A 22,210-nucleotide genomic window follows, 5' to 3' on the forward strand; every position below is an offset into this window, starting at 1 on the left:
CGGGACAGGGGAGCGGGAAGAGATATTCCCTTGTCATGGTCCGGCAGTTTAGGGCGGGCGTCGGTCACGGCAAGGCATAGTAAGGCGTCAGATGTCGATCGGCTCGCTCCACGGAGCCGATTCGTGCCGCCGCCAGTAGATTTCATTCAGCTTCCGGGTCACCGGGCCCGGTCTGCCGTCGCCGATCGGCCGGTCGTCAAGGCGAACCACGGGCACGATGCCCCCGGAGGTGGTCGTGACGAAAATTTCGTCGGCCGCGCGCAGGGCGGCGGCATCGAAAACGGCGACCCTGGCGGGCACCCCCTCGTCCGCGCAGATATCGAGCACGCTCGCCCGGGTGATGCCTTCGAGCACGCCGTCCGCCGGGGTAAGGACTTCCCCCCCCTTCACCATGAAGACGTTGAAGCCGGCCCCCTCGGTCACCCGGCCGTCCTCGCCGCATAGAAAGGCGAGGTCGGAGCCGCGCTCCTGTGCCTCGAATATCGAGCGGACGAAGTCCAGCCAGTGGAAATTCTTGACGCGCGGATCAACCGAATGCGGCGGAATGCGCACGAGTGTGCTGACGGTCGCGGTCAGGCCGGCCTCTCGCTGCGCCGGGGTCGCCAGCCAGATGAAGGGCACGACGCAAACAATCAGGTTGTTACGACACAGGCGAATGTCGCGACTGCCGAAGGGCGGCCTGCCGCGGGTGCAGATCATCATGATCCAGGCATCGTCCAGCGCCGTCTGCCGGACCGCCTCGAGCAGCAGCGCGCGCAAACCGTCGCTGTCGAACGGAATTTCAAACCGCAGGCTTTTCAGCGAGCGCATGAAACGTGCGATATGGCGATCCAGCCGGAACACCCTGCGGCGGTAGACATGCGCAACGTCATAAGTCGCATCCGAGCGGGTAAAGCCGTGATCGAACACGGAAATCCTGGCTTCCGACAGGGGAACGAAATGACCGTCGAGCCAGGCGACTCCCTGATCGAAGGCATTGTCCGCGGGGCGATCGGGGGGGGAGTTCGATGGATTCATGGGGCATTCCAATCACGCACCCCAGGATGATAAGGGCAGGCCGCGCCGGCAATTTTGCGAAATACGCCGGCACATCGCGCTTCGTGAAAACTCGGACCCCCCGGGAATGAAGACAGGGCGGGCCTGCAACGGCCGACCGCCCTGTCCGCTGGCTCAAAAGTCGATCGGGTCGAAATCCTTCTTGCCGCTGCCGCACGCCGGGCAGATCCAGTCGTCAGGCAGATCGGCGAAACGGGTGCCCGCCGGAATGCCCATTTCCGGACCCCCCGCCGCCTCGTCATAGACTTCGCCGCAGGTCCGGCACTGCCACATCTTGTAGGGTTCGTCGGACATGGCGCCCCTCAGGCCGTCATCTCGAAGCGGATGGGAACATGCTTCGGGCCGCAGACGAATTCGGACTCGGCCATGGCGCCCGGCCCCGTCAATTCGAGATGCCGCAACCGGGGAATGACCTCTTCCCAGAAGCAGCGCATTTCCAGCCGCGCGAGATGCTGGCCAAGGCAGATATGCGTGCCATAGCCAAAGCCGATATGCCGGTTGGGCGACCGCTCCGGCTTGAAGACGTCGGCGTCCTCGAAGGCGTCCTCGTCGTTGTTGCCCGAGATGTAGGAGATATAGAGCAGATCGCCCTTCCTGATCTGGCGCCCGCGCAGGACATAGTCCTCCTTGGCCGACCGGACGAACTGTTGCACCGGGGAAGCCCAGCGGATCGACTCCTCGACAAAGCCGGCGATCAGCTTGGGATTGTCCTGCAGTTTCTTCAGAAGGCCAGGGGTTTCCGCCAGTTTCCACATCGAGGTCGCGGTGGTCGCCGAGGTCGTGTCGTGTCCGGCGGTCGAGGCGATGACGAAATAGGAGATCATCGCCCGATCTTCCATCGGGCAGCCCTTGATCTTGCCATTGGCGATGACCGACGCGATGTCGTCGCGCGGGCAGCCGCGACGGTCGGCGATCACCTTGTCGTAATATTCCTTGAACTCGGCATAGACGATGTCCCAGGTCTTCACGATTTCGCCGGGATCGGTCGGATCCGAGCCCGGGCGCTTCAGATCGGGGTCGGCGTAGGTGAAGAGCCATTGCGTCAGGCGCAGCATCTTGGCGTGATCTTCAGGCGGAATGCCGATGATGTTCAGCACGACCTCGAGCGGATAATGAAACGCGAGATCCCAGGCGAAATCGCATTCCGGCGCCAGGGCCGCCAGCCGGTCGGCATAGCGTCTGGCGGTCTCGCGCACCTTGGGCTCCATCGCCTGGATCGCCTGCGGCATGAAATGGGGCGCGGTGACACCGCGATAGTCCGCGTGCTCGGGCTCGTCCATGTGGACCAGCGTACGGAAGATATGCGGCAGACCGCCGGTATACTCCCGCATCAGCTGTTCGGCATATTGCGAAGCCAGTGTCTTCGAGCGTTGCGCGCTCTGGAACAATTCGTCCTGGCGGGTGATCTCGCGGATATCATCATATTTGGTCACGATCCAGTGCGGATCGAAGCCGGGCACTTCGGCGATCGAAAGCGGATAGTCGCGCCGCAGGGTCTTGAAGATGTCCTGAATTTTTTCGCGGCTGCCGAAGGTCGACGGCGCGAAGATCGGCGCGACCAGTTCCGTTGGAATTATTGTGCTCTCCACCATTTTTATCCTCCCTGACGTCGCTTGGCGTCGGCGTCCCGCGCCTCTGCCGGTCGAACTTACGGCGCCCTCCGTCGTCTTCACTGACCGAAAGGATAGTTCCCGCGACGGTGACCCGGGCTAGACGTGGCCGGGGGGCCGCAGAGCCCCGGGGAAATTTCAGGGAGGACGCATGATCACCGACTATCTCTCACCGACCCTTCTCGCCGGACGGACGGCCTTCATCACCGGCGGGGGCAGCGGCGTGAACCTCGCCATCGCGAAGGCCTTCGCCGCCCTCGGCGCCCGTGTCGGAATCTGCGGACGTTCCGCCGAACGCCTCGCCGTGGGACGGACCGCGCTGGAGGCCCTGGGGGCCGGGGTCTTCACCGCCACCGCCGATGTCCGCGACGCCGAAGCCGTTCAGGCCGCCATCGACGGCTGTGGGGCAGCACTCGGCCCCATTTCCATTCTGGTCTGCGGGGCGGCGGGCAATTTCATCGCACCCGCCGAAGAAATCAGCCCCAAGGGCTTCCGCACGGTCGTGGACATCGACCTTCTGGGCACATTCCACGCGACACGCGCTGCCTTTCCCCAGTTGCGGGAGACCCGGGGCAGCGTCCTGTTCGTTTCGGGCGGACAGTCCTTCGTGCCCTTCGCTTTCCAGGCCCATGTCGGAGCCGCCAAGGCCGGCATCGACAATCTGATGCAGAACCTCGCCCTCGAATGGGGCCGTTACGGCATTCGTTGCAATTCGATCGTGCCCGGTCCGGTAAAAGGCACCGAAGGCATGAAACGCCTGGGCGGCGAGGCCGAGCCTGGCCTGTGGGACCAGATGACCCCCCTCGGCCGCATGGCCGAGCCGGAGGAGATCGGCCAGGTCGCCGCCTTCCTGGTCTCGCCCCTGGCAAGCTATGTCAGCGGGGCGCGGCTGACGGTCGACGGCGGCCAGAACCTGACCGGCTCCAGCCTGTTCAACGCCGCGCTCGCCCGCGAACGGACGGGGGCGCGATCCGCTGCGCGGTGAAGGCCGCCGCTACGGCAACATGCCGATCGAACGCGCCCGCGCGACGGCGGCGGTGCGGGTGCGGACGTCCAGTTTGTCGAAGATATTCCTCAGGTGCCATTTCACCGTCGGCAGGGAAACGAACAGACGCTCCATGATCTCGGTATTGGTCAGCCCCTGCGAGACCATGGCGAGGACCTGACGCTCCTTCGTGCTGAGCCGGGCCCCCGCAACGCCCAGGGTTTCATCCTCGACGCGCGGCGCCGGAGACAGGGCGCCGGTCAGCCGCTCGGCCAGGGCGATCGCCTCCGGCGCGAGCGCGGATGGGGCCGAGGCGACGTGGCGCGCGATGGCGGGCCCCAGTGGGCGCAGTATCGCGCCATGGTCGACGATGCTGCGCACCAAGCCCTGGGTCGCCGCCTTCTCGATCGCCTCCATGATCGTGCGCAATGCGAATGTCGCCTCGCCGTCGGCCTGATGCGCCGCGGCCTTGACACAGGCGGCCCGCACCCACAGACGCCACCTGCCGCTGGCCTTCGTTGCCGCGAGAATGGGCAGCACGTCGGCCACGGCACGCCGCGGGTGACCTGAAACCAGGTGACGTTTCGCGTTGACGAGGCGCTGCAGCTCGACCGCCTCCGGCGTGTCGGGCTCCCCCTCGGCGCCGGCGCAGACGTCGATGAAATCGAGGCTGCGGCGCGCTTCCTGATCCAGATCGAGAATGATCTCGTCGCGTACCAGATGCAGGAGCTTCAGAGCCGGCATTCCGAAGCGGCGGATCGAGAGCGGCTCGACACCGCGCAGGAGATCGAGGCCGGCCGCCGCGTCCGCGCCCAGGATCGCCAGCCGCGCCGCCACCCGCCAGCCGCCAAGGGCAACGTCGATATTGCCGTGCTGCGCGATGCTTGGCAGGCTGCGCCGGATCAGGAGCCGCGCGTTGTCGAGCTGATCCCGCTCGTAATAGGCATCGGCGAGCACCAGTTCGGCGGAGCCGCACATCAGCTCGGACGGCCGGTTCTGCGCCAGCATGTCCTCGATTTCCCGGGCGGCGACGGCCGGCCTGCCCTGCGCCAGAAAGAACTGGGCTGACAGGGTGGCGACCCAGGCCTGACCGTAGCTGGTGCGCGAGCGGGCGATTTCATGCCGCGCGAGGTCGAGGTGGCGCATCGCCCCGGCCATGTCCAGTTGGGTCCGGTGGCACAGCGCCATGGCGACGAGGACCGTGGCGCGGTCGAAGGCACTGCCGCCCGAGCCAAGCTCCAGCCAGGATTTGCCGAGGGCGAGAGCCTCGACGTAACGGTGGGTGAAATAGGCGACGAGAAAGCGCAGCAGGCCGAGTTGCCCCCCTTCCGGATCGTGCTGGCGCAGCCGCTCGAGGTTCCGCTCGTCCATCAACTCGCCCGCGCGGTCGTATTCGCCCGAAAACAGCGCGGCCCAGGTGCGCCAGAACGCGATATCCGGATGCGCCGCGGCCGCCGCCGGCAGCCGCTCGGCGCAACTCAGGAAACGGGCCGTCTCGCCCCGGCGGGACAGAACTTCAGGGGCGCAGGCCGCCAGCCACTCGGCGGCCCGGTCGGTCTCGCCGCCCCGGAAGGCATAGTCGATCGCCTCGATCCAGTGACCCCGCTCGCGGTGCCATGCGGCGGCGCGGCGCAGCGACCGTCCGGCCAGGGCCGGATCATGTTCGGCTGCCAACTTCGACAGGAAATCGGCGAAGATCGCGTGAAGACGGATCTGGCTGCCCTGGCGGTCCAGCCGGACGACGAACAGATTGCGCTCCTGCACCTCGTGGAACAGGCGCCGAGCGTCGGAAAGGCCGGTCACCGCCACCGACAGATCGGCCGACAGGGTGTCGAGCGGCGCCACCAGCAACAGAAATTCGCGCAGCGGGCCCGGCAAGGTGCGGAACACCTCCTGGTTCAGGAAATGGCCGATATCCTGATCCGCCCCCGAGAAATCTTCGGCCAGAAGACGCGGGCTGACCCCGCCGGCAAGCAGCAGGCGAACCAGCTGCAGCCCCGCCGCCCAGCCCTCGGTGCGCCTGATCACGCGATCGACGGCGTCCGCGTGGGCGCCGCAGTCATGACCGATGAAGGCCCGCGCCTCCGCCGGCGAAAACGCCAGATCCTCGGCCCCGATCTGCCCGACGAGTCCGCGTACCGACAGATGGCCGAGGGCCAGCTTCGGCCCCCGCCGCGCGCCGATCACGACATGCAGCAGGCCCCGGCTGTCGCGGATCACGAGGTCAAGCGCGGCCGATGTTTCCTCGCTGTCGCACAGGTGGAAATTGTCGATGAAGAGGACGACGCGCTGGCCCCGGGCCACGATGGCATCGGCCAGTCCCTTGGGATCATGCGCCGACATCAGGACTTCGATCGCGGAGCGGCCGGTCCCCTCACCGCCTTCCGCCTCGGTCAGCGCGTCTTCCAGCATCGAGACGAAACGGCCGGCTTCGGCATCGAAATGGTCGCAGGCATACCAGACCGCCCGACCGCCCCGCCGCCGCCACAGCTCCATGCCCTGCGCGAGCAGCGCCGACTTGCCGCTGCCTGTGGGGGCGACGACCAGCGTCACCGTATTGCCCACCATGCTGGCGGTCAGGGCGTCGAGCAGACGGGACCGCTTCAGCAGATCCGTGTTGAACGTCGGCGGACAGAACTTTTCGTTCCTGCCCATGTTCTCCCTCCTGGTGCCATCGACGCGCTCCGATCTGTGCCGGGCTGCGTTCTTGTTCGTTTGCCGCCGGTGCCGCGCGACAAGAACCCCGTGGGCCGTTCGTCACCGCCACGCAGGGGGTCATCATCAGACCGGCCCAGACGGCGAACGCCCCTGTCCGGAAGTATGGTTTTAGGTGAAATCCACCGCCCTGCCCCGGGTTTTTTCCACCGTTCCCGGGCCTCCCGCCTTGGCGGCCTTCAGAAGGTCGGCGGGCTGTTGATCCATAGCACCTTGGTCGTGACGGTGCCGGGATTGCGATAGCCGTGGGGCAGATGGGACTCGAAGAAGAATGAATCCCCGCGTTGCAGACGATAGATCTGGTCGTTGACCGTCAGTTCGAATTCGCCTTCGAGGACATAGCCGACTTCCTCGCCTTCGTGGCTGATCTGGCCCGCGCTGCCCGAACCCGGTTCGACGATGTGGATCGAACCATAGATGGTCTTGCTGCCGCTTTCCGGGATCAGGCATTCGAGGCGCACGCCATCCGAATCCATGCGGATGATCGCCCTTTCCCCCGGACGTTTCACGATCCCCTCGCAAGGGTCGCGATCGGTGAACAGGCCGCCGATGGTAATGCCGAGATGGCCGACGATATTGTGCAGCATCTGCAGCGAAGGACGCGCCTTGTCGTTCTCGATCTTGGACAGCAGGCTTTCCGAACACCCTACCGCGTCGGCGAGTTGCTTGAGACGGAGCCCCTTCACGCGGCGAGCCTGACGCAGCCTCCGCCCGACCTGAAGATCGGCGGTCGACGCGGCCTGCATCGGGTCCGGCGTGGCGCGGGTGATGAGCGGATTGCCCAGTTTGACACGCTTGTTCACTTGGATCTTCTTCTATCCCTTGAGCCAGCGCGGCGCGGTCGGCCGACGAACCGGACGCCCGGCGATACTGCCCCCGGCCGCGGCCGGCAGATATCCGCCGCGACCGCCACCGTCCCCTGTTACCTTCGCCGTTGCGTCGAACAATTTCAACGATTGCTCGATCAACGCGGGCTCTATTTTCCGCACAATGAACACAATCCGGCCCCGCCGATCATCCCCGGGCCAGGCCGTCAGGTGCTGCGGCGGATGGACCACATGTTGCGCGCTGTGGAAGGCGACGGGCCCCGACGCCCCCTCGATGTTCAGGAGCCCCTTCACGCGCAGGATATTCCGACCGTGACGGTGCAGCAACATGGACATCCAGACGCCGAAGGCGGTCCAGTCCAATGCCTCGTCGAGTACCAGGCAATGGCTGCGGATATCGCCGTGACGGCTCGATGAAATCGTCGACGGCTGGCAGGCGAAATGGCCGAGAAAAGCCCCCGCCCGGCACTCGCCGTCCAGGATCGCGCCGAGCGGATCGGCCAGCAGATTGGCCGACCGGCGCCCCGCCCAGGGATTGAGATCGCCGAGAACCGGCATCAAGGCTTCGTCCTGCCCCAGATCGCGCTTCGAGACGACGATGGCATCGGCCGCCGCGACCTGAGACGCGGCCTCGACCTCGGTGGCGAGCGTGTCGCGTCCGAGAATGCCGTCGACGACCGTCACCACCATGGCAGGCGCGAGCCGGCTGGCCGCGAGGGGATTGACCCGCAACGTCACAAGCAGGGGCTGGGGATCGGCAATCCCCGTCGTTTCGATGACAAGTCGCCGGAAGGGCGGGATACGCCCCGCGTCCCGATCGTCGAACAGGCGCTGCAGCGCGCGCTCGACATCGCCGCGAATGCTGCAGCAGACGCAGCCTCCGGGCATGACCATTACCGTCTCGCTGGTCATGCGGACCAGATCCTGGTCGATGCCGACATCGCCGAGTTCATTGATGATGACCGCGCTGTCGGCGAAATCCGGGGACGCCAGCATCCGGCTCAACAGGGTGGTCTTGCCGCTGCCGAGAAAGCCGGTCAGCACCACGACGGGCAGGCGTTCGGCTGTCCGCCCCGTCATGATGCGCCGCCCAGCCGGGACAGCAGTGCGGGATCGAGCGGATCGCAGTCCGTCGCCGCCATCCTGTCCACCAGCGACCAGATCCCCTCCAGGTTATAGACATTCTCGCGCCGTCCCCGCCGATCGGAGAGGACATAGGAATTTCCGCCCCAGTCATGAACCGTCAGACCGTAATGGTCGAGGACGCGGTTCAGGAATGCGACACGTCTCTCGCGCTCGGCCCGCAGCGTCACCTTGCCGCCGTTCCGCGTGAAGGCGTCGCTACCCGCCGCGTCCGTCCAGTACCGGCTGCCGCCCAGGGCCGCGCAAAGACCGCACATCGCCTGCTCCCTCGTGGACTGCGCCGGGGAAAGACAGCCCCGGCGCCTGAATCCTGCGCTCAACGGGACCGGATGAAATAGTCCTCTGCCAATTCAGGCAGGCGGCCTGTGTAATAGGGGACATGATCGACCCGTGGATCGTATTTCCCCTCGCTCATCAGCTGTCGCAGGTGGGCGGCCACTTCCTCGCCGGTGGCGAACCAGACATCGCCTTTCCTCTGCATCGTTTCCATCATTTTCCGCACCATCATCAGTCGCGCGACCTGGCCGGAGCAGAAGGGGTGGAAGCAATTCACCCAGACGCCGCCATATTCCCACATCGCCTCGAATTCGGCCATGTAGACGTCCATGGCGTATTGCGGCGACGCGATCGGCATCATGAAATCGAGATCGTGATTATGCACGAACTGCGGCCAGTCATCGAGCTGCCAGCGCGACGGCAACTCGACCAGTTCGCCCCCGGCCGAGCGCACGATGTAGGGATTGTCGTCCCCCATCAGCGACGTATCCCAGACGAAGCCGAGACCGGACAGGATATCCGTCGAGTGTCGCGAATACTTGTACCACGGCGCACGATAGCCGCGAGGATAAAGGCCTGAGACCTTGGCGATCGCATCCGCGCCCTTGCGGGTCCAGAACTCTTCCTGTTCCCTGGTCATCTCGCTCGGATATTCGTGCAGATAGCCGTGCAGCGCGACTTCGTGCCCGCCCTTCACCATCAACTCCACGGCGTCGGGATATTGCTCGGCGCACCAGCCGGGCACGAAGAACGTATGTTTCACGCCCATGTCCTTGCACAATTCGACGATGCGTGGCACGCCGATCTGCGGGCCATAGCGCAGCATCGAGTTGGTCGACAGGCGGGTGTCCGCGTCGTTCGGATGGGCGAGATGCAGAATGGCATCGGCATCCATGTCCCAGGTGAAGACGACGGCACAGCGCGCGCCATTGGGCCAGGGCACGGGATTCTTGATCATGTTCCTATCCTTTTCGCGTCAATCTTCGATATGGAGCCGGTCGCCGCCACGCACGGCGACCCCGTCGAGCTGGAAACGCTGGCCGTCGTGGGGCAGGCCAGTCAGGGTCAGAAGCGTGACGACGGGGCCAGGACCGGGCAGATACTGCCGGACCAGCGCCGTCACCGTGCGCCGGTCTTCCGCCGCCCGCGCCTCGTCGGCGTCGGCGACGATGAAGAGGGTCAGCTTCACCAGGTCTTCGGCCTCGAAGCCACCGGCGGCCAAGCAGGCGGCAAGGCGGTCGCAGGTCGCCTCGACCTGAGCCTGCAGCGATGCGCCGCCGGGCGCCGACAGGCCGCCGACATAAAGTTCGTCGCCCGCGCGGCACGCGGCCGGAAATCCGTCGATGGCGATCCAGTCGCCAGACCCGGCGGGATAGAGCGGCGTCTTGCCCCCCTTTCGCGCCACCGCGTCGATTTCCAGCACCAGCCCTTCATAGAGCAGATCGACACCGAAGGCATTGAGAGCCGGCCGGGGTTCGGGCAGGGTTTCCCTGACCTCGGCCATGATTTCAGCGAGCAGCCTGCGCGCGGCTGCCTGCTGTCCACGATGCTGGAAACAGATCCGCATGTGGACGACGTCCCGCCAATCCATCCCACCGTCGGCGAGGACATGGCGAATGTACTCGAGGGCATTGCGGGTCTGGCCGCGAATGTCGCCAAGGGCGATGGCCTTGCCCTTGCGGTCGGCGGAAATCTGCCCGCCGACATAGATCCTGTCGCCGATCCGCCAGCCTTGCGACAACGTGACCGGAATGCTCCAGTCCCAGGCATGTTCGGGCATGATACGCTGGCGATCCGCGCCCGTCGCCGCGATACCGTCGACACCGAGCAGATCGGCCCGGGCGGGAACGCCCCTTACCCGCAATGCCGTCGCCGCCGGCCCCGGATCGGCGATGTAACGAATGCGGACCTCGGTCATCCGCTCCCAGTAATCCGTCACATCCCGGCCGCCCTCGCCATCGTACACATAATAGGTGCGCAGGTTGACGAGGTCGCCCATCGACGCGCCAGCGGCCGCGAGCGTCGCCACCAGACGCTCGAAGGCGGTCGCGGTCTGGCTCTCGATCCCGGCGACCGGATCGCCGGCATTCCGTCCACCGACATAGACGATGTCCCCCACCCTTATGGCGGCGGGAAATTCAGAAGAAGCGGTCATAATACACCCGATCGGCAGGGACGCCCCTGTCCAGCAGCAACAGCCGCCTGACCGCCTCCACCATCGGAGGCGGGCCGGCGAGGTAAAAATCGTGGTCGGCCCATTCGCCCGGAAGCAGACGGTCCAGTGCCTCGTGGACATATCCGGTCTCGCCGGGCCAACCCTGCCCATCCGGCTCGGACAGGACAGGGTGGAATGTCACGCGTTCATCGGCGAGGCCCAGTGCTTCCGGTGTCACCATGTCGGCGAGGGTCCGCGCACCATAGAAGAAATGCACGCGGCATCTGGCCCGCCCGGTGTCGGCGAGGGCGGCCCGGGCCACCGAGAGAACGGGCGCGAGACCCGAGCCACCCGCGACACATACCGTATCCCGCGGGGAATCCGCGCGGAAATGGGCGGTGCTGTAGGGACCGTCGATTTCCACCAGATCGCCGGGGCGCAGATCGAACAGGATGCGCGTCGCGTCGCCCCCCGGAACCCGCCGGATCATGAATTGCCAATGCCGGCCGCCTGGCACATTGGCCATGGAATAGGCCCGCGCCGAAGGCAGTCCCGGCAATTGCAGCAGCGCGAATTGCCCGGCGAGGAAGGGAGCCTCTTGCCCGAAGGCAAAGTCGAATTCGTCGATATCCCGGGTCACCGGACGGCGCGCCTCCAGCCGGGCCACGCGGCGCCGAGGTGGCGTGACCGGGATCGCCGCCGCCTCTTCACGAAAGCGGATGGCGCAGTCGCGCGTCGGCCTCGACATGCAGGCCAGCCGGCGGCCGCGCTCGAAATCCCTCGGCTTCAGTCCCGGCGACGCCGGATAGGCGAGGTCGACCGCCCCGTCGCAGAGGTCGACCCTGCAACTGCCGCAACCACCCGAGGCGCACTCGTAGGCGATGCCGATGCCCGCGCGCAAGGCCGCCCCGAGCAGCGTATCGTCGGCCGCGCAGGGAAACGTGCGCGACGTCCCCGCGACGGCGATCGTGTATCCCTCGCCCATGGTCAGGCCAGCCCCAGCTCCCGGCGGAAACCGGCGCAGGCGGCTTTCGCCGCTTCACCCGCTGCCGGGCTTTCCGGCAGGGCGGCGCAGAACATGTCGATGGCCCGATCCGCCAGGGGCAGCCATTTGCCGAGCCAACCGGCGATCACCGCCCGATTGCTCTCGACCGCAAGACACTGCCCAACCAGGGCCGCCGTCCAGCGGCGGGAGCGGGCCGCGTCCTTCATCTGGTTGTCGGCGAGCATGGCGGTCAGCGTATCGCCATGGCGCCTGGCGGCGAGGCCGAGCTGACGCACACATGCCTCCTCGACCGCACGGGCGGCGACGACGTTATAGGCGACAAAAGCTTCGCCCCAGTCATAGGCGACCAGCGCCTTCTCCAGCAGCTCCCGGATCCCCTGCCAGGCGGGATCGGTCTCGAAACGCGCGCGCTCCCCGGTCACGAAACCCCGATCGGCGTGGCTATTCGCCAATTCCCGCGTGCGGTAGGCAATGCGCGAAATCCAGCGGAAACAGTCAGCTTCCTGAAACGCCGCCGCATTGGTGATCGTGCTTGCCGGGGCCACCTGGACCAGATAGGCCGAGGCCATCTGACCGGCCGCCGCGGTGTAACGCCCAGGCGTATAGAGCCGGGCCAGCGCGTCGACCCATGCCGATGGCAAGCTGGCGTCGTGACCGTTCTCGCTGTGATCCTCGAGCAGGCCATCGACATATTGCTCCTGACCGTCCTGCATCGTCGTGTAGGCGCGATAGGTCAGCTGGTCGGGATCGCGGAAGGCGTCCCAGTCCGGATGGGTCAGCGGGCTGGCGACGACATGCTTCTTGTACCACGAGTTCATCATGGTATCGGGATCCTGCTCGTAGGGCGCCTGGGGGTCGCGCGTCCGGGCATGGAGGTTATAGGTCAGGATCTCGTATTCGCTGGGGCGCTTGCGCGTTCCCGCGAGCGTGCTCCAGGTCTTCAGGCCCGGGCGGGAATTCGACTTCGGAAAAACAACGGCATCGGTCATCGGACTATCCTCGGAATCGGTCGCTCGGTCATTTCTTGACGGCGAGGAAACGCACCTGTTCGCTATCGACGCGGATCAGGCCTGAGAAGGCGGGCATGTTCCGTTCGAGGTCACTCATGGTGAAACGATGCCCGAGGACGTCGGAGACCGTGTCGAAGCGGATCACGCATTCACCCTGCACCTCGATGCGGACGTAACCGGCATTTTCCTCCAGCCGCGTTTCCCGGCCTTCGTTGTCGATTTCGGCGGCTTCGGCCACCGCGTCTGAAATCTCCCCTCGGGTTACCACGGGGCCGACGAAGTCTTTTTCATGTTCGGACATGGGGAAATCCTCGTTGCTTTCAATCGGGCAGATCGACCAGCACCTGGTCGGCTTCGATACGCACCTGATAGGCGGTCAGCCTGCACCCTGTCGGGTTGACCCCTTCCCCGCTGTCGATATCGAATTGCCAGAGGTGGGCAGGACAGGTCAGTATCCGGCCATCCAGCGTACCGTCGATCAGCTCCCGCTCCTGATGAGGGCAGATCGGGTCGAAGGCCCGGACGATGCCACCTTCGGCGTTCACCATCAGAACCTCGCGGCCGCCGACCTCGAAGACCTGCATCTCGCCCTCCCAGAGATCGTCAAGTGTGCAGATGGGGCGGAAACTCATGGCCGGACCTCAGCCATGGACGATGTCGACAGCTTCGAGAAAGACCAGTCCCGCCGCGGCCACGGTCTTGCCGTCGTCCAGCGGCTGGCCATCCGTGTGACGGCGCACCACGAGCCGCGTGCCCGGCGGCAGCGGCTTGACCACGACCCCCACGAGTTCGTCGTGAGCGATCCGCGCCACCTCGCCGATGGTGGTCGTATCGGGATCGACCATCATGACCTTCATGCCGTAATCGCCCTGGAAATTGATCACGAGCGGGAAACTGTCCATCTCTGCTGCTCCTTACTCGGCGGCCCGGCGATAGGACTCGGCCCAGGCGAAATTCTCGCCGCAGTTGCCACGATCGGCTTCGCCCATGTTCATGTAATCGAAGACGCCATCCGGCCCCGCCGGGACGATTCCCCGGACGATACGGTCGATGAAACCCATGTGATTTTTGTAACGTTTAGGCTCCTGCTCGAAGATCCACTTGTCGACAGGGTGCCCGAAATGGTACCGCCGGCCCTCGTAATCGACCTGGCAATCGCGGACATCCCACTTCTTGCCGGGAACTCCGGTCAGCTCGAAACCGACCATGTTGCACATCATCGGCAGCAGCTTGGGCTCGGTACGTTCAAGACGTCCGGCCAGGATGTTTTCCGTGATGACATCCCAGACCTGCCCGAAGGTGTCGTTCCAGCCCGGATATTTGCTCTCGAGCCATTGCCGCTCGGCCGGCGACACCCCGGCGATGACGTCCCACCATTCGGTCGCGCGATAGAGGTAGATGCCGATCTGCTGCGCGTGGTGATAGACGTCGATGTCCGGCAGGAAATACTCGTCCCAGTACCAGGGCTTTTCGAGCCCCAGCGCCTGAATGTTGCGCAGGAACTGGTTACCCACGAATTCCTTGACGAATTCCTTGAACGACAGCTCGCGCTGTTCGAGCGGCGTGTAGTAATCCATCGAGACACCGGAAAGCACCGAGAACTGCTTCCAGATCCGCCAGAAGGAAATGTCGATCAGCTTCTGCGCTTCGGCCTTGCGACCATTGCGCAGCATGATCTCGATCAGCGGCTCGCCGATCTGCGCATGGCGCGCCTCATCGGACTGAATGGTCTGCAGCATGGTGGCGAAACTGTAGTCGCCATATTTCTTGGCATCGGCCGACAGTGCGACGAACTGCAGATTGGTAAAGGCCTGCTCGAACGAGAAATTGGTCATGATCGCGGCGCTGATGACGTCGCGGGTGTGCTCGATGTCGTCGAAACAGTGACGTTCGGAAATGACGACCCAGTTGTTTGTCCGGACGGCCTTCTGCGCCCAGTCGAAAGCCCGGCTCTCACCGATGAATTCATAGGCGAAATACATCTGGATCTGCGCATGACGGATTTCGTCGAGCGAGCCGAAATTCGCCATGTTGCGCATACCCGGCGCCCGCGCGAAACGCGACATGCGGGCAAAGGCCGAGACCGAACCGTATTCGGTGAAGGACACCGCCCCGAAATGGAGTTGCAGCAGCGATTTCCACCCGGGGGAAGCCTTGCGGTAGAACTCGGTGCGCGCGATTGCCGATTTCACAGAATAGGCGCCGACGTCCTTTTCCCGCTGGCTCTGGACGTAGTCGCGGAAGGTGATCTTATAGGGCTCGTCGAACGTTTCCCACTCGGCCAGGGGAATGCCATAGGGGTCGCTGAATTGCGGCGGGAACATCTCGTCTTCCGCGACATAAGTCGGGGTCCAGTTCGTGTCCCTGGCGATATCGTACCAGTCGCGCGTGGCTACCTTGGCCATCTTCAATCTCCGGTCGTTTGAACGAAAGGCATCTGGTTTCGTGTGCGTGAATTCCGTTCCGCGCCAAGCTCCTCGTCGCAAGCGATCCGGTAGACCCGTTGCCGCAAGCTGAATTCAAGAAGGTTGAATGACATTCTTGCTGCATTGCAATGAATATCTGCGCAGTCAGTGGCCGCCATCGCCGTGCCCTCCCAGCAGGCCCTGAATACGGCGCTTCAGCGCCAGAAATTCGGGCTCCAGAGCGGCGTCGGGATGCCGCGGCCGGGCCAAGGGAATGTCGATCACCGCTTTCAGCCGGCCGGGCCGGGCGGACATCACATAGACCCGGTCGGCCAGCAGCACCGCTTCGTCGATATCGTGGGTCACGAACAGAACGGTCTTCCGGCTCGCTTCCCAGACCTTCAACAGCAATTGCTGCATGGTGATCCGCGTTTGGGCGTCGAGCGCGCCGAAGGGCTCGTCCATCAGCAGGATTTCAGGATCGTTGGCGAGAGCCCGAATGATCGCCACGCGCTGCATCATGCCGCCGGACAACTCTTTCGGGTAAGAATCATGAAACTGGGCAAGGCCCGTAGCGTTCAGGTAGCCATCGACGATCCGCTCCCGCTCCGCTGCCGGAACCTTGCGACGGACCAGGCCGAATTCCACGTTCTGGCGCACCGTCAGCCAGGGAAACAGGGTGTAGGACTGGAACACCATGCCCCGATCGGGGCCGGGGCCATCCACTTCGCGACCATCGAGGCGTATGTCGCCCCCGGTGCGCTCCGACAGGCCGGCGATCAGATAAAGCAGGCTGGACTTGCCGCATCCCGATGGACCGACGATGACCGCGAACTGGTTTTCCGGAACATCGAAGGACACGCCGTCGATGGCGAGCACCGTCTTCTCCGCGGTCCGGTATTCCAGGCGGACCTGATCGAGGCTGAGTTTGGCTTGGCTCATGGTCAACGTGCCCAGGAAGTCGCGCGCAGGCGAAGCAGACGGAAAAACTGGTCGGTGCAGAGGCCGAGCAACCCGATGATCGCAATCGCGAGGAAGATCACGTCGACCTGGAAGCCTCGCGCTGCCCGCAGGCTGATGTAGCCAAGGCCGCTCGACGCCGCGACGAGTTCAGCCAGGACCAGATAGGTCCAGGCCCATCCCATGGTGACCCTGAGCATGTCGATGATCGACGGTAGCGCCGCCGGCAGGAGGACATGAAGCAAGGCATCCCGGCGCGACGCGCCCAGGGTGTAGGCGGCATTCAGCAGGTCGTTGGGCACGCGCCGCGCGATATCGGCCACCATGATCAGCTGCTGGAAGATCGTGCCGAAAACGATGACGGTGATCCGCTGCTCGGCCCCGATGCCGATCCACAGGATGAACAGTGGAACGAAAGACGTTACCGGCAGGTAACGCATGAAATTCACCAGGGGCTCGACCGCCGCCTGCACCACCCTGAAGCTGCCGGAGAGGATTCCGACCGGAACGGCGACCGCCGAGGAAATCAGAAAGCCGAGGACGACGACCTCGACGCTGGCGAACACATGGCGCCCCAGCGTCCCCTCCTCGATCATGCGGAACAGGGCCTCGAACACGGCGCCGGGCGTCGGCAGGAAGATCGCCGGCATGACGCCGCCATAGGTCAGACCGCACCAGATCGCGAAGAGGGCGATCCACAACCCGGCGGTCACCGCCATGGCCAGGGAGCGGGGTATCTGCGCCCGCGGCGTGAGACAGGCCTGAAGCAGGGAGTGTTTACGCGACATTGGGATATTCCCTTTCCGGTCCTGTCTCTCGCCGCCCGCGATCAGCGCACGAAGGCGGGATCGACGACGTCGGCGACCGCCACCGGCGCCTTCATGCGGCCGAGGTCGATCCAGATTTCATTCGCCAGCTTGATGACCTCCGCGACCGCGCCCGGCGCCCCGGCTGTGCCGAGATACGCCGCCATCATGTCCTTGTCGTAGAAGCGCACGCCCGAAGCGGCATCCGCGAAATCCTTTGGATTTTCGAGATAGCCGCCGACCCCCTTCGCCATGATGGCATAGGCCTCGGTCCGGTTCGTCTTGATGTAGTCCATCGCCTTCTGCACGCCGAGCACGATACCTTTGACGTCCTCCGGCTGTTCCTCGACGAACTTGCACGAGAATTCGAGCACATCGACGATGACCCCCGGCGTAGTCGAGCTGTCGACCAGAACCTTGCCCGCATTCTGTGTCTTCACCAGGGTCAGATTCGGCTCCCAGGTAACCGCGGCGGGAACATGACCGGCGATGAAGGCCGCGGCCGCGGCGTCGGCGGTCATGTTGGTGACCGTGACGGCGTCGAGCGCCAGTCCGGCCTTCTTCATCAGGTAGGAAAACCAGAACTGCGAGGTCGAGCCTTCGTTGAGGGCGACCGTCTTGCCCTTCAGCCCGGCAAGATCGGCGATATCCTTCGCCGCCACGATACCGTCGCCGCCGGCGCTGTCGTCGAGCACCGCGACCGCCTTGAAGCAGAAATCGCCCGAGCGGTATTTAAGGATGTCGTCGACCGTGGTCGCGACACCATCCAGCTTGCCCGCCGCCTGGGCCGCCATGGCGAGGGAGGAATCGTCGACCACCTGCAGGTCGACCTCGACACCGTTCTCCTTGAAGTATCCGAGGTCACGCGCGAGGTACAGGGGACCATAGCCCACCCAGATGAAGTGACCGATCGAGACCTTGCCCGCCTCGGCGACGCCTGTGCCGCCCATCAGCGCGGCCAGGCCGAGGACACCCGCGATCGCGCCGCGACGAAACCGGCCCATGTCGATAAATCCGTTCATGTCCTCACCCCTTGCTGGTTCAAGCCTCAAAGCGACGGCGGAGGTGCCGTGCGCGTCTTCCCGATTTCCAAACTTCAGCCGCGCGTTCCGGCTTCGAGCGCCCGGCCGATGCCGGCAGCGCAATCGGCGGCGAAGGCTTCGACCGCGGCCTTCGCCGCGGCCTCCGAAACACCCGCGGCCGGCTCGAAATCCGCCTCGTACCGAAACAGCGAGGCACCGACCGCTGCGCTCTCTATCGTTACACGCCCTCGATAGCCCCGGCCGTAAGCGCCACTGAACGCCTTGGCGTCGGTGATTTCGTAGGCCAGCGTCATGGCGGCATCGTCGAAATCGAGCATCCGCTCCCACAGAATGCTGCCGTCCCGGTTGACCAGCACCCGCAGGCGCCCCCCGTCCTCGAGGCGGCTGCAAGCCGTGTTGGTGCTGATGGCGGGCAGCAGATCGAAGCCGCCAGCCAGGCTCCACACATCCGCTGCGGGATGCGGAATTGCGATCGACACGCCCACCTTCATAACCGCGCCTCAACATCGTTGACTTATGTTCAAGTAACTTGACAAGCATTCAATGTGCCTGTCAACTGCCCAAAAGCGGCTCGCCGCAGATTTTTGCGATTAAATTTTGTGCAGATCCGGAACCCCGATATGCCGTCAATCAATGCCGTCGAGCTGACTCAAGCCCTGGTCCGCCTTCACTCGGTCAACCCGCCAGGTAACGAGTCAGCCTGCGCACAGTTGGTCGGCAATTTGCTGGAGGACGCGGGGTTCGACGTCGGCTATCACAGCTTCGGCCCCGGTCGGGTCAATGTGGTCGCGCGGATCGGGGAATGTAGTGAGTTACATCGTCCGCTGTGCCTGACAGGTCATCTCGACACCGTGCCGATAGGGGCCGCGGACTGGTCGGTCGACCCCTTCGGCGGTGAAATCGTCGACGGCCTGCTCTATGGCCGCGGGGCAAGCGACATGAAGTCAGGCGTCGCGGCCATGGTGGCCGCCGCCATGTCCGCGGCCGCGTCCCTGCGGGAAGCCCCCGGCCTCCTGCTCGTCCTGACCGCCGGGGAGGAAACCGGATGTGAAGGGGCGAGCCATCTTGCCAATCTGGATGGCGTCCTGGGCACCGCGGGGGCCATCGTCGTCGGGGAGCCGACAGGGAACCGGTTGCGTCTCGGACACAAGGGCGCTCTCTGGTTGATGGCGACCTGCCAGGGCCGGGCCGCTCACGGCTCCATGCCCGATCTCGGCATCAATGCCATCTATCGCGGCGCCACCGTGATCGGCAAGCTGCGCGACTTCGGCTTCAACCGGGCTCCGCACGCCGAATTGGGCGGGCCGACGCTGAACGTCGGCACCGTCAGGGGGGGCGCGAACGTCAATTCCGTGCCGGACCGGGCTGAAATCGGCATCGACATCAGAACCGTTCCCGGCATGGCCCACGACCGCATCATCGAAGATCTGCGCCGGTATCTCGCCCCCGACCTGCACAGCCTCGATCAGGTGCTGGATCTCGAAAGCGTCTGGACCTCGCCGCATGATCCCCTCATGCGGCGCTGGGCAGGCCGCGTCGACGCGCCCCCGGACGACGTCTGCCTCGGGCTGCCGTTCTTTACCGACGCCAGTATCCTGAAGCCGGCATTCGGCGGCATCCCGACCCTGATCCTCGGCCCCGGCGAAACTCACATGGCGCACCAGACGGACGAATACTGCCGGGTCGAGCGCATCGGCGAAGCCGCCGCCATCTATCTGGACCTCATCGCCGACTGGCAGGACCAGGCGCGCCACGCCTCCGCCCAGGTCTCCGCCTGATCGGCGGGCCAGGCAAGGGCCCCATGCCCTCGACTTCAGGTAAGCGGCTACGGGAAAACCCCTAGCACGCTGCGATCGCCCCCAATTGAGGGCGATAAACCGTTTTTCCTATCGTGAAACCCAGGACGTGCGGCAACGGACCGGTGAATGACCCGGTCGGTTGCAGGGGCACGGCTGAACAGGCCACGGCTTGCCAAGACGCAAGCCCTAACTGGGGGTCACGATGTCTCGTATCGCTTATGCGTCGGTCCTTGCTTCGGCATTCGCCTGCACCCTGTCGGGGGCGGCCCTGGCGACGGAAGGGGGCGGCGGCGCCTATGCCAATGGCGCGGAAAGCTTCATGACCGGCGCCCTGCCGCCGCCAGGCTTCTATGCCCTCAGCTACAACCAGTATTACACGGCGGGCGAATTCAAGAACGACGCCCCGCCCTTCGCCGATTTCGACCTGACCGTCGCCGCCACCATCTTCCGCGCGGTCTATGTCACCGATGTCAGCATCCTTGGCGGTACCTGGGCCATGCACGCCTTCCTGCCCTTCGCCAAGGTCGACGTTGGCATGGGCGCCGCGAGCGACAACGCCTCCGGCCTCGGCGACATCATCATCGACCCCTTCATCATCGGCTGGCACTTCGGCGAATTTCACCTGATCACCGGCCTCGACATCTATCTGCCGACCGGCGCCTACGACAAGAACGATCTCGCCAACGTTGGCCGCAACTACACGACCTTCACCCCGGTCCTCGCCGCGACCTGGCTGAATGCCGAAGGTTACGAAGCCTCGTTCAAGCTGATGTACGACATCAACACCGAGAACACGGCGACCGACTATACCTCGGGCAACGAGTTGCACGCCGACTTTATCCTCGCCAAGCACTGGGGCCCGCTCGCGGTCGGCCTCGGCGGCTATGCCTACAAGCAGGTGACCGGCGACAGCGGCGCCGGCGCCGTGCTCGGCGACTTCAAGGGTCAGGCCGTCGGCCTCGGCCCGCAGCTCTCCTATGGCGCCGGCAACCTGCAGGTCACCGCCAAGTACCAGAGCGAATTCGCGGTCGAGAACAAGCCGGAAGGCGACAAGTTCTGGCTGAACCTCACCCTCGCGTTCTGATCCCCCAAGGTTACGGAGACACATCATGCCGGCACCATCCGTCATCGACGTCCAGTCCTATTCCGGCGGCATCGTCGGGCCGAGCGTTCCCATGCTCGGCCCCATCGCCGACGGCGGCACCATCAGGACCGGCACGCCGCCGGGCTGCTGGGGCCCCATGATCACCCCGAAATTCAAGGGCGGCCACGAAGTGACCCAGCCCGTCGCGATCGAAGGCGCCGAAGTCGGCGACGCCGTCGCGATCAAGATCAAGAGCATGAAGGTGACGTCCCTCGCCACCTCGTCGGGCGTGATGGAATTCGTCGAGGGGCGCTATCGCGGCGATCCCTTCGTCGCCAAACTGTGCCCGGTCTGCGGCACCATGAGCCCGCCGTCCCATGTCGAAGGGATCGGTGACGACGCCATCCATTGCGATGTCTGCGGTGCCGAGGTGAACGCCTTTCGCATGTCGAATGGCTATGTGATCGTGCTCGACCGCGAGGCCGGCGTCTCGCTCACGGTGAACAAGGATGTCGCCGAGAAACTGGCCGGCAGCGCCCAGGAATTCGCCCTGCTGCCCGATCTCGCCGAACAGCATTCGATCCTCTCGCTCGCCCGGGCCGATATCGCCGGCCTTGCCGCGCACATGCAGCCCTTCCTCGGCAATATCGGCACGACGCCGTCCGTGGATATTCCGGACTCGCATAATTGCGGCGACTTCGGCGCCTTCCTGATCGGCGCGCCGCACAATTACGCCCTGAGCCAGGAGCAGCTGGACGCCGCCAAGACCGACGGCCACATGGATACCAATTCGGTGCGCGAGGGCGCCATCCTGATCTGTCCGGTGAAGCTGCCCGGCGCCGGCATCTATATGGGCGACATGCACGCCCAGCAGGGCAACGGCGAGATCGCCGGCCACGCCACCGACGTCTCGGGCGAGACCGAGGTCGAGGTCGAGGTGATCAAGGGCCTGACCCTCGACGGCCCGATCCTGCTGCAGCGCCCCGACGACCTGCCGCCCATGGCCCGGCCGATGAGCCAGGAGAAGCGGGCGGCGGTCAAGGCGCTGGGCGCCCGCTACGGCCAGCTGGAGATCGAGGAGAATGCCCCGATCACCTTCCTCGGCACCGCGGCAAACCTGAACGACGCCACCAAGAACGGGCTGGAGCGGGCGGCCAAGGTCACCGGCCTGCCCTACGACGAGATCCTGAACCGGGCGACCATCACCGGCTCGATCGAGATCAGCCGTCTGCCCGGCATGGTTCGCGTCACCTTCATGTGCCCGATGCCCATCATCGAGAAGATGGGCATCGCCCACCTCGTCCGCGCCCAATATGGCCTCTGAGGATAT

Annotated in this window: 23 protein-coding genes; 4 read left to right on the forward strand and 19 right to left on the reverse strand. The window is 65.0% G+C overall.

All coding sequences use genetic code 11. The features are described from left to right. Positions 1-87 precede the first annotated feature (87 nt). From DKG74_RS17010 to DKG74_RS17020, 3 genes are all read right to left on the reverse strand, one after another. Positions 88-1,017 carry an aminotransferase class IV gene (locus DKG74_RS17010; protein WP_109907374.1) on the reverse strand — a complete coding sequence of 310 codons (930 nt, stop codon included), beginning with the start codon at positions 1,015-1,017 and terminating at the stop codon, positions 88-90. Between the two features lie 153 nt (positions 1,018-1,170). Further along, on the reverse strand, positions 1,171-1,350 hold the full coding sequence (locus DKG74_RS17015; protein ID WP_109907375.1) for a rubredoxin: 180 nt from the start codon (positions 1,348-1,350) through the stop codon (positions 1,171-1,173). 8 nt (positions 1,351-1,358) lie between these two features. Beyond that, the gene (locus DKG74_RS17020) at positions 1,359-2,648 is read right to left on the reverse strand and encodes a cytochrome P450 (RefSeq protein WP_109907376.1); all 1,290 of its coding nucleotides are present in this window, start codon (positions 2,646-2,648) and stop codon (positions 1,359-1,361) included. Between the two features lie 169 nt (positions 2,649-2,817). Here DKG74_RS17020 and DKG74_RS17025 point away from each other — a divergent pair, with 169 nt between their 5' ends. Then, positions 2,818-3,651, forward strand: a complete 834-nt coding sequence (locus tag DKG74_RS17025; RefSeq protein WP_109907377.1) for an SDR family oxidoreductase — start codon at positions 2,818-2,820, stop codon at positions 3,649-3,651. 9 nt (positions 3,652-3,660) lie between these two features. Here the strand turns inward: DKG74_RS17025 and DKG74_RS17030 are convergent, their stop codons facing one another. From DKG74_RS17030 to DKG74_RS17105, 16 genes are all read right to left on the reverse strand, one after another. Next, positions 3,661-6,306, reverse strand: coding sequence for a winged helix-turn-helix domain-containing protein (locus tag DKG74_RS17030; protein WP_109907378.1), 2,646 nt, complete (start codon positions 6,304-6,306; stop codon positions 3,661-3,663). 239 nt (positions 6,307-6,545) lie between these two features. Further along, a complete protein-coding gene (locus tag DKG74_RS17035; RefSeq protein ID WP_207779394.1) occupies positions 6,546-7,169 on the reverse strand; it encodes a cupin domain-containing protein in 624 nt (207 codons plus the stop codon). Between the two features lie 12 nt (positions 7,170-7,181). After that, a complete protein-coding gene (locus DKG74_RS17040; RefSeq protein ID WP_165837733.1) occupies positions 7,182-8,240 on the reverse strand; it encodes a CobW family GTP-binding protein in 1,059 nt (352 codons plus the stop codon). A gap of 29 nt (positions 8,241-8,269) precedes the next feature. After that, positions 8,270-8,593 (reverse strand): hypothetical protein, encoded by a 324-nt coding sequence (locus DKG74_RS17045; RefSeq protein WP_109907380.1) that lies wholly within the window; start codon positions 8,591-8,593, stop codon positions 8,270-8,272. 59 nt (positions 8,594-8,652) lie between these two features. After that, on the reverse strand, positions 8,653-9,570 hold the full coding sequence (locus DKG74_RS17050) for a polysaccharide deacetylase family protein (protein ID WP_109907381.1): 918 nt from the start codon (positions 9,568-9,570) through the stop codon (positions 8,653-8,655). Positions 9,571-9,588: 18 nt separating this feature from the next. Beyond that, the gene (locus DKG74_RS17055) at positions 9,589-10,767 is read right to left on the reverse strand and encodes a RidA family protein (RefSeq protein ID WP_109907382.1); all 1,179 of its coding nucleotides are present in this window, start codon (positions 10,765-10,767) and stop codon (positions 9,589-9,591) included. Continuing rightward, complete coding sequence (locus tag DKG74_RS17060) at positions 10,751-11,752, reverse strand: 2Fe-2S iron-sulfur cluster-binding protein (RefSeq protein WP_109907383.1); 1,002 nt, start codon at positions 11,750-11,752, stop codon at positions 10,751-10,753. The genes DKG74_RS17055 and DKG74_RS17060 overlap by 17 nt, the downstream gene beginning before the upstream one ends. A 2-nt stretch (positions 11,753-11,754) precedes the next feature. Continuing rightward, the gene (locus DKG74_RS17065) at positions 11,755-12,762 is read right to left on the reverse strand and encodes an aromatic/alkene monooxygenase hydroxylase subunit beta (protein WP_109907384.1); all 1,008 of its coding nucleotides are present in this window, start codon (positions 12,760-12,762) and stop codon (positions 11,755-11,757) included. A gap of 28 nt (positions 12,763-12,790) precedes the next feature. Then, positions 12,791-13,084 (reverse strand): MmoB/DmpM family protein, encoded by a 294-nt coding sequence (locus DKG74_RS17070; RefSeq protein ID WP_109907385.1) that lies wholly within the window; start codon positions 13,082-13,084, stop codon positions 12,791-12,793. A 19-nt stretch (positions 13,085-13,103) separates the two neighbouring features. After that, positions 13,104-13,415 (reverse strand): monooxygenase system ferredoxin subunit, encoded by a 312-nt coding sequence (locus DKG74_RS17075; protein WP_109907386.1) that lies wholly within the window; start codon positions 13,413-13,415, stop codon positions 13,104-13,106. Between the two features lie 9 nt (positions 13,416-13,424). Then, positions 13,425-13,685, reverse strand: a complete 261-nt coding sequence (locus DKG74_RS17080; protein ID WP_109907387.1) for a toluene-4-monooxygenase system B family protein — start codon at positions 13,683-13,685, stop codon at positions 13,425-13,427. A 12-nt stretch (positions 13,686-13,697) separates the two neighbouring features. Continuing rightward, on the reverse strand, positions 13,698-15,188 hold the full coding sequence (locus DKG74_RS17085; protein ID WP_109907388.1) for a YHS domain-containing protein: 1,491 nt from the start codon (positions 15,186-15,188) through the stop codon (positions 13,698-13,700). A gap of 165 nt (positions 15,189-15,353) precedes the next feature. Next, positions 15,354-16,130, reverse strand: a complete 777-nt coding sequence (locus tag DKG74_RS17090) for an ABC transporter ATP-binding protein (RefSeq protein ID WP_109907389.1) — start codon at positions 16,128-16,130, stop codon at positions 15,354-15,356. A 2-nt stretch (positions 16,131-16,132) separates the two neighbouring features. Continuing rightward, a complete protein-coding gene (locus DKG74_RS17095) occupies positions 16,133-16,936 on the reverse strand; it encodes an ABC transporter permease (protein WP_109907390.1) in 804 nt (267 codons plus the stop codon). A gap of 41 nt (positions 16,937-16,977) precedes the next feature. After that, positions 16,978-17,976 carry an ABC transporter substrate-binding protein gene (locus tag DKG74_RS17100; protein WP_207779395.1) on the reverse strand — a complete coding sequence of 333 codons (999 nt, stop codon included), beginning with the start codon at positions 17,974-17,976 and terminating at the stop codon, positions 16,978-16,980. A gap of 74 nt (positions 17,977-18,050) precedes the next feature. After that, the gene (locus DKG74_RS17105) at positions 18,051-18,488 is read right to left on the reverse strand and encodes an SRPBCC family protein (protein WP_109907392.1); all 438 of its coding nucleotides are present in this window, start codon (positions 18,486-18,488) and stop codon (positions 18,051-18,053) included. A gap of 108 nt (positions 18,489-18,596) precedes the next feature. Here DKG74_RS17105 and DKG74_RS17110 point away from each other — a divergent pair, with 108 nt between their 5' ends. The 3 genes from DKG74_RS17110 to DKG74_RS17120 all read left to right on the forward strand — a co-directional run bounded on the left by DKG74_RS17110 (position 18,597) and on the right by DKG74_RS17120 (position 22,204). Then, on the forward strand, positions 18,597-19,775 hold the full coding sequence (locus DKG74_RS17110) for a M20 family metallopeptidase (protein WP_207779396.1): 1,179 nt from the start codon (positions 18,597-18,599) through the stop codon (positions 19,773-19,775). A gap of 223 nt (positions 19,776-19,998) precedes the next feature. Further along, positions 19,999-20,880 (forward strand): SphA family protein, encoded by an 882-nt coding sequence (locus DKG74_RS17115; RefSeq protein ID WP_109907394.1) that lies wholly within the window; start codon positions 19,999-20,001, stop codon positions 20,878-20,880. Positions 20,881-20,905: 25 nt separating this feature from the next. Continuing rightward, the gene (locus DKG74_RS17120) at positions 20,906-22,204 is read left to right on the forward strand and encodes an acetamidase/formamidase family protein (RefSeq protein WP_109907395.1); all 1,299 of its coding nucleotides are present in this window, start codon (positions 20,906-20,908) and stop codon (positions 22,202-22,204) included. Positions 22,205-22,210: the final 6 nt, after the last annotated feature.

It is taken from the genome of Zavarzinia aquatilis, assembly GCF_003173035.1.
GTDB classification, from domain to species: Bacteria; Pseudomonadota; Alphaproteobacteria; order Zavarziniales; family Zavarziniaceae; genus Zavarzinia; species Zavarzinia aquatilis.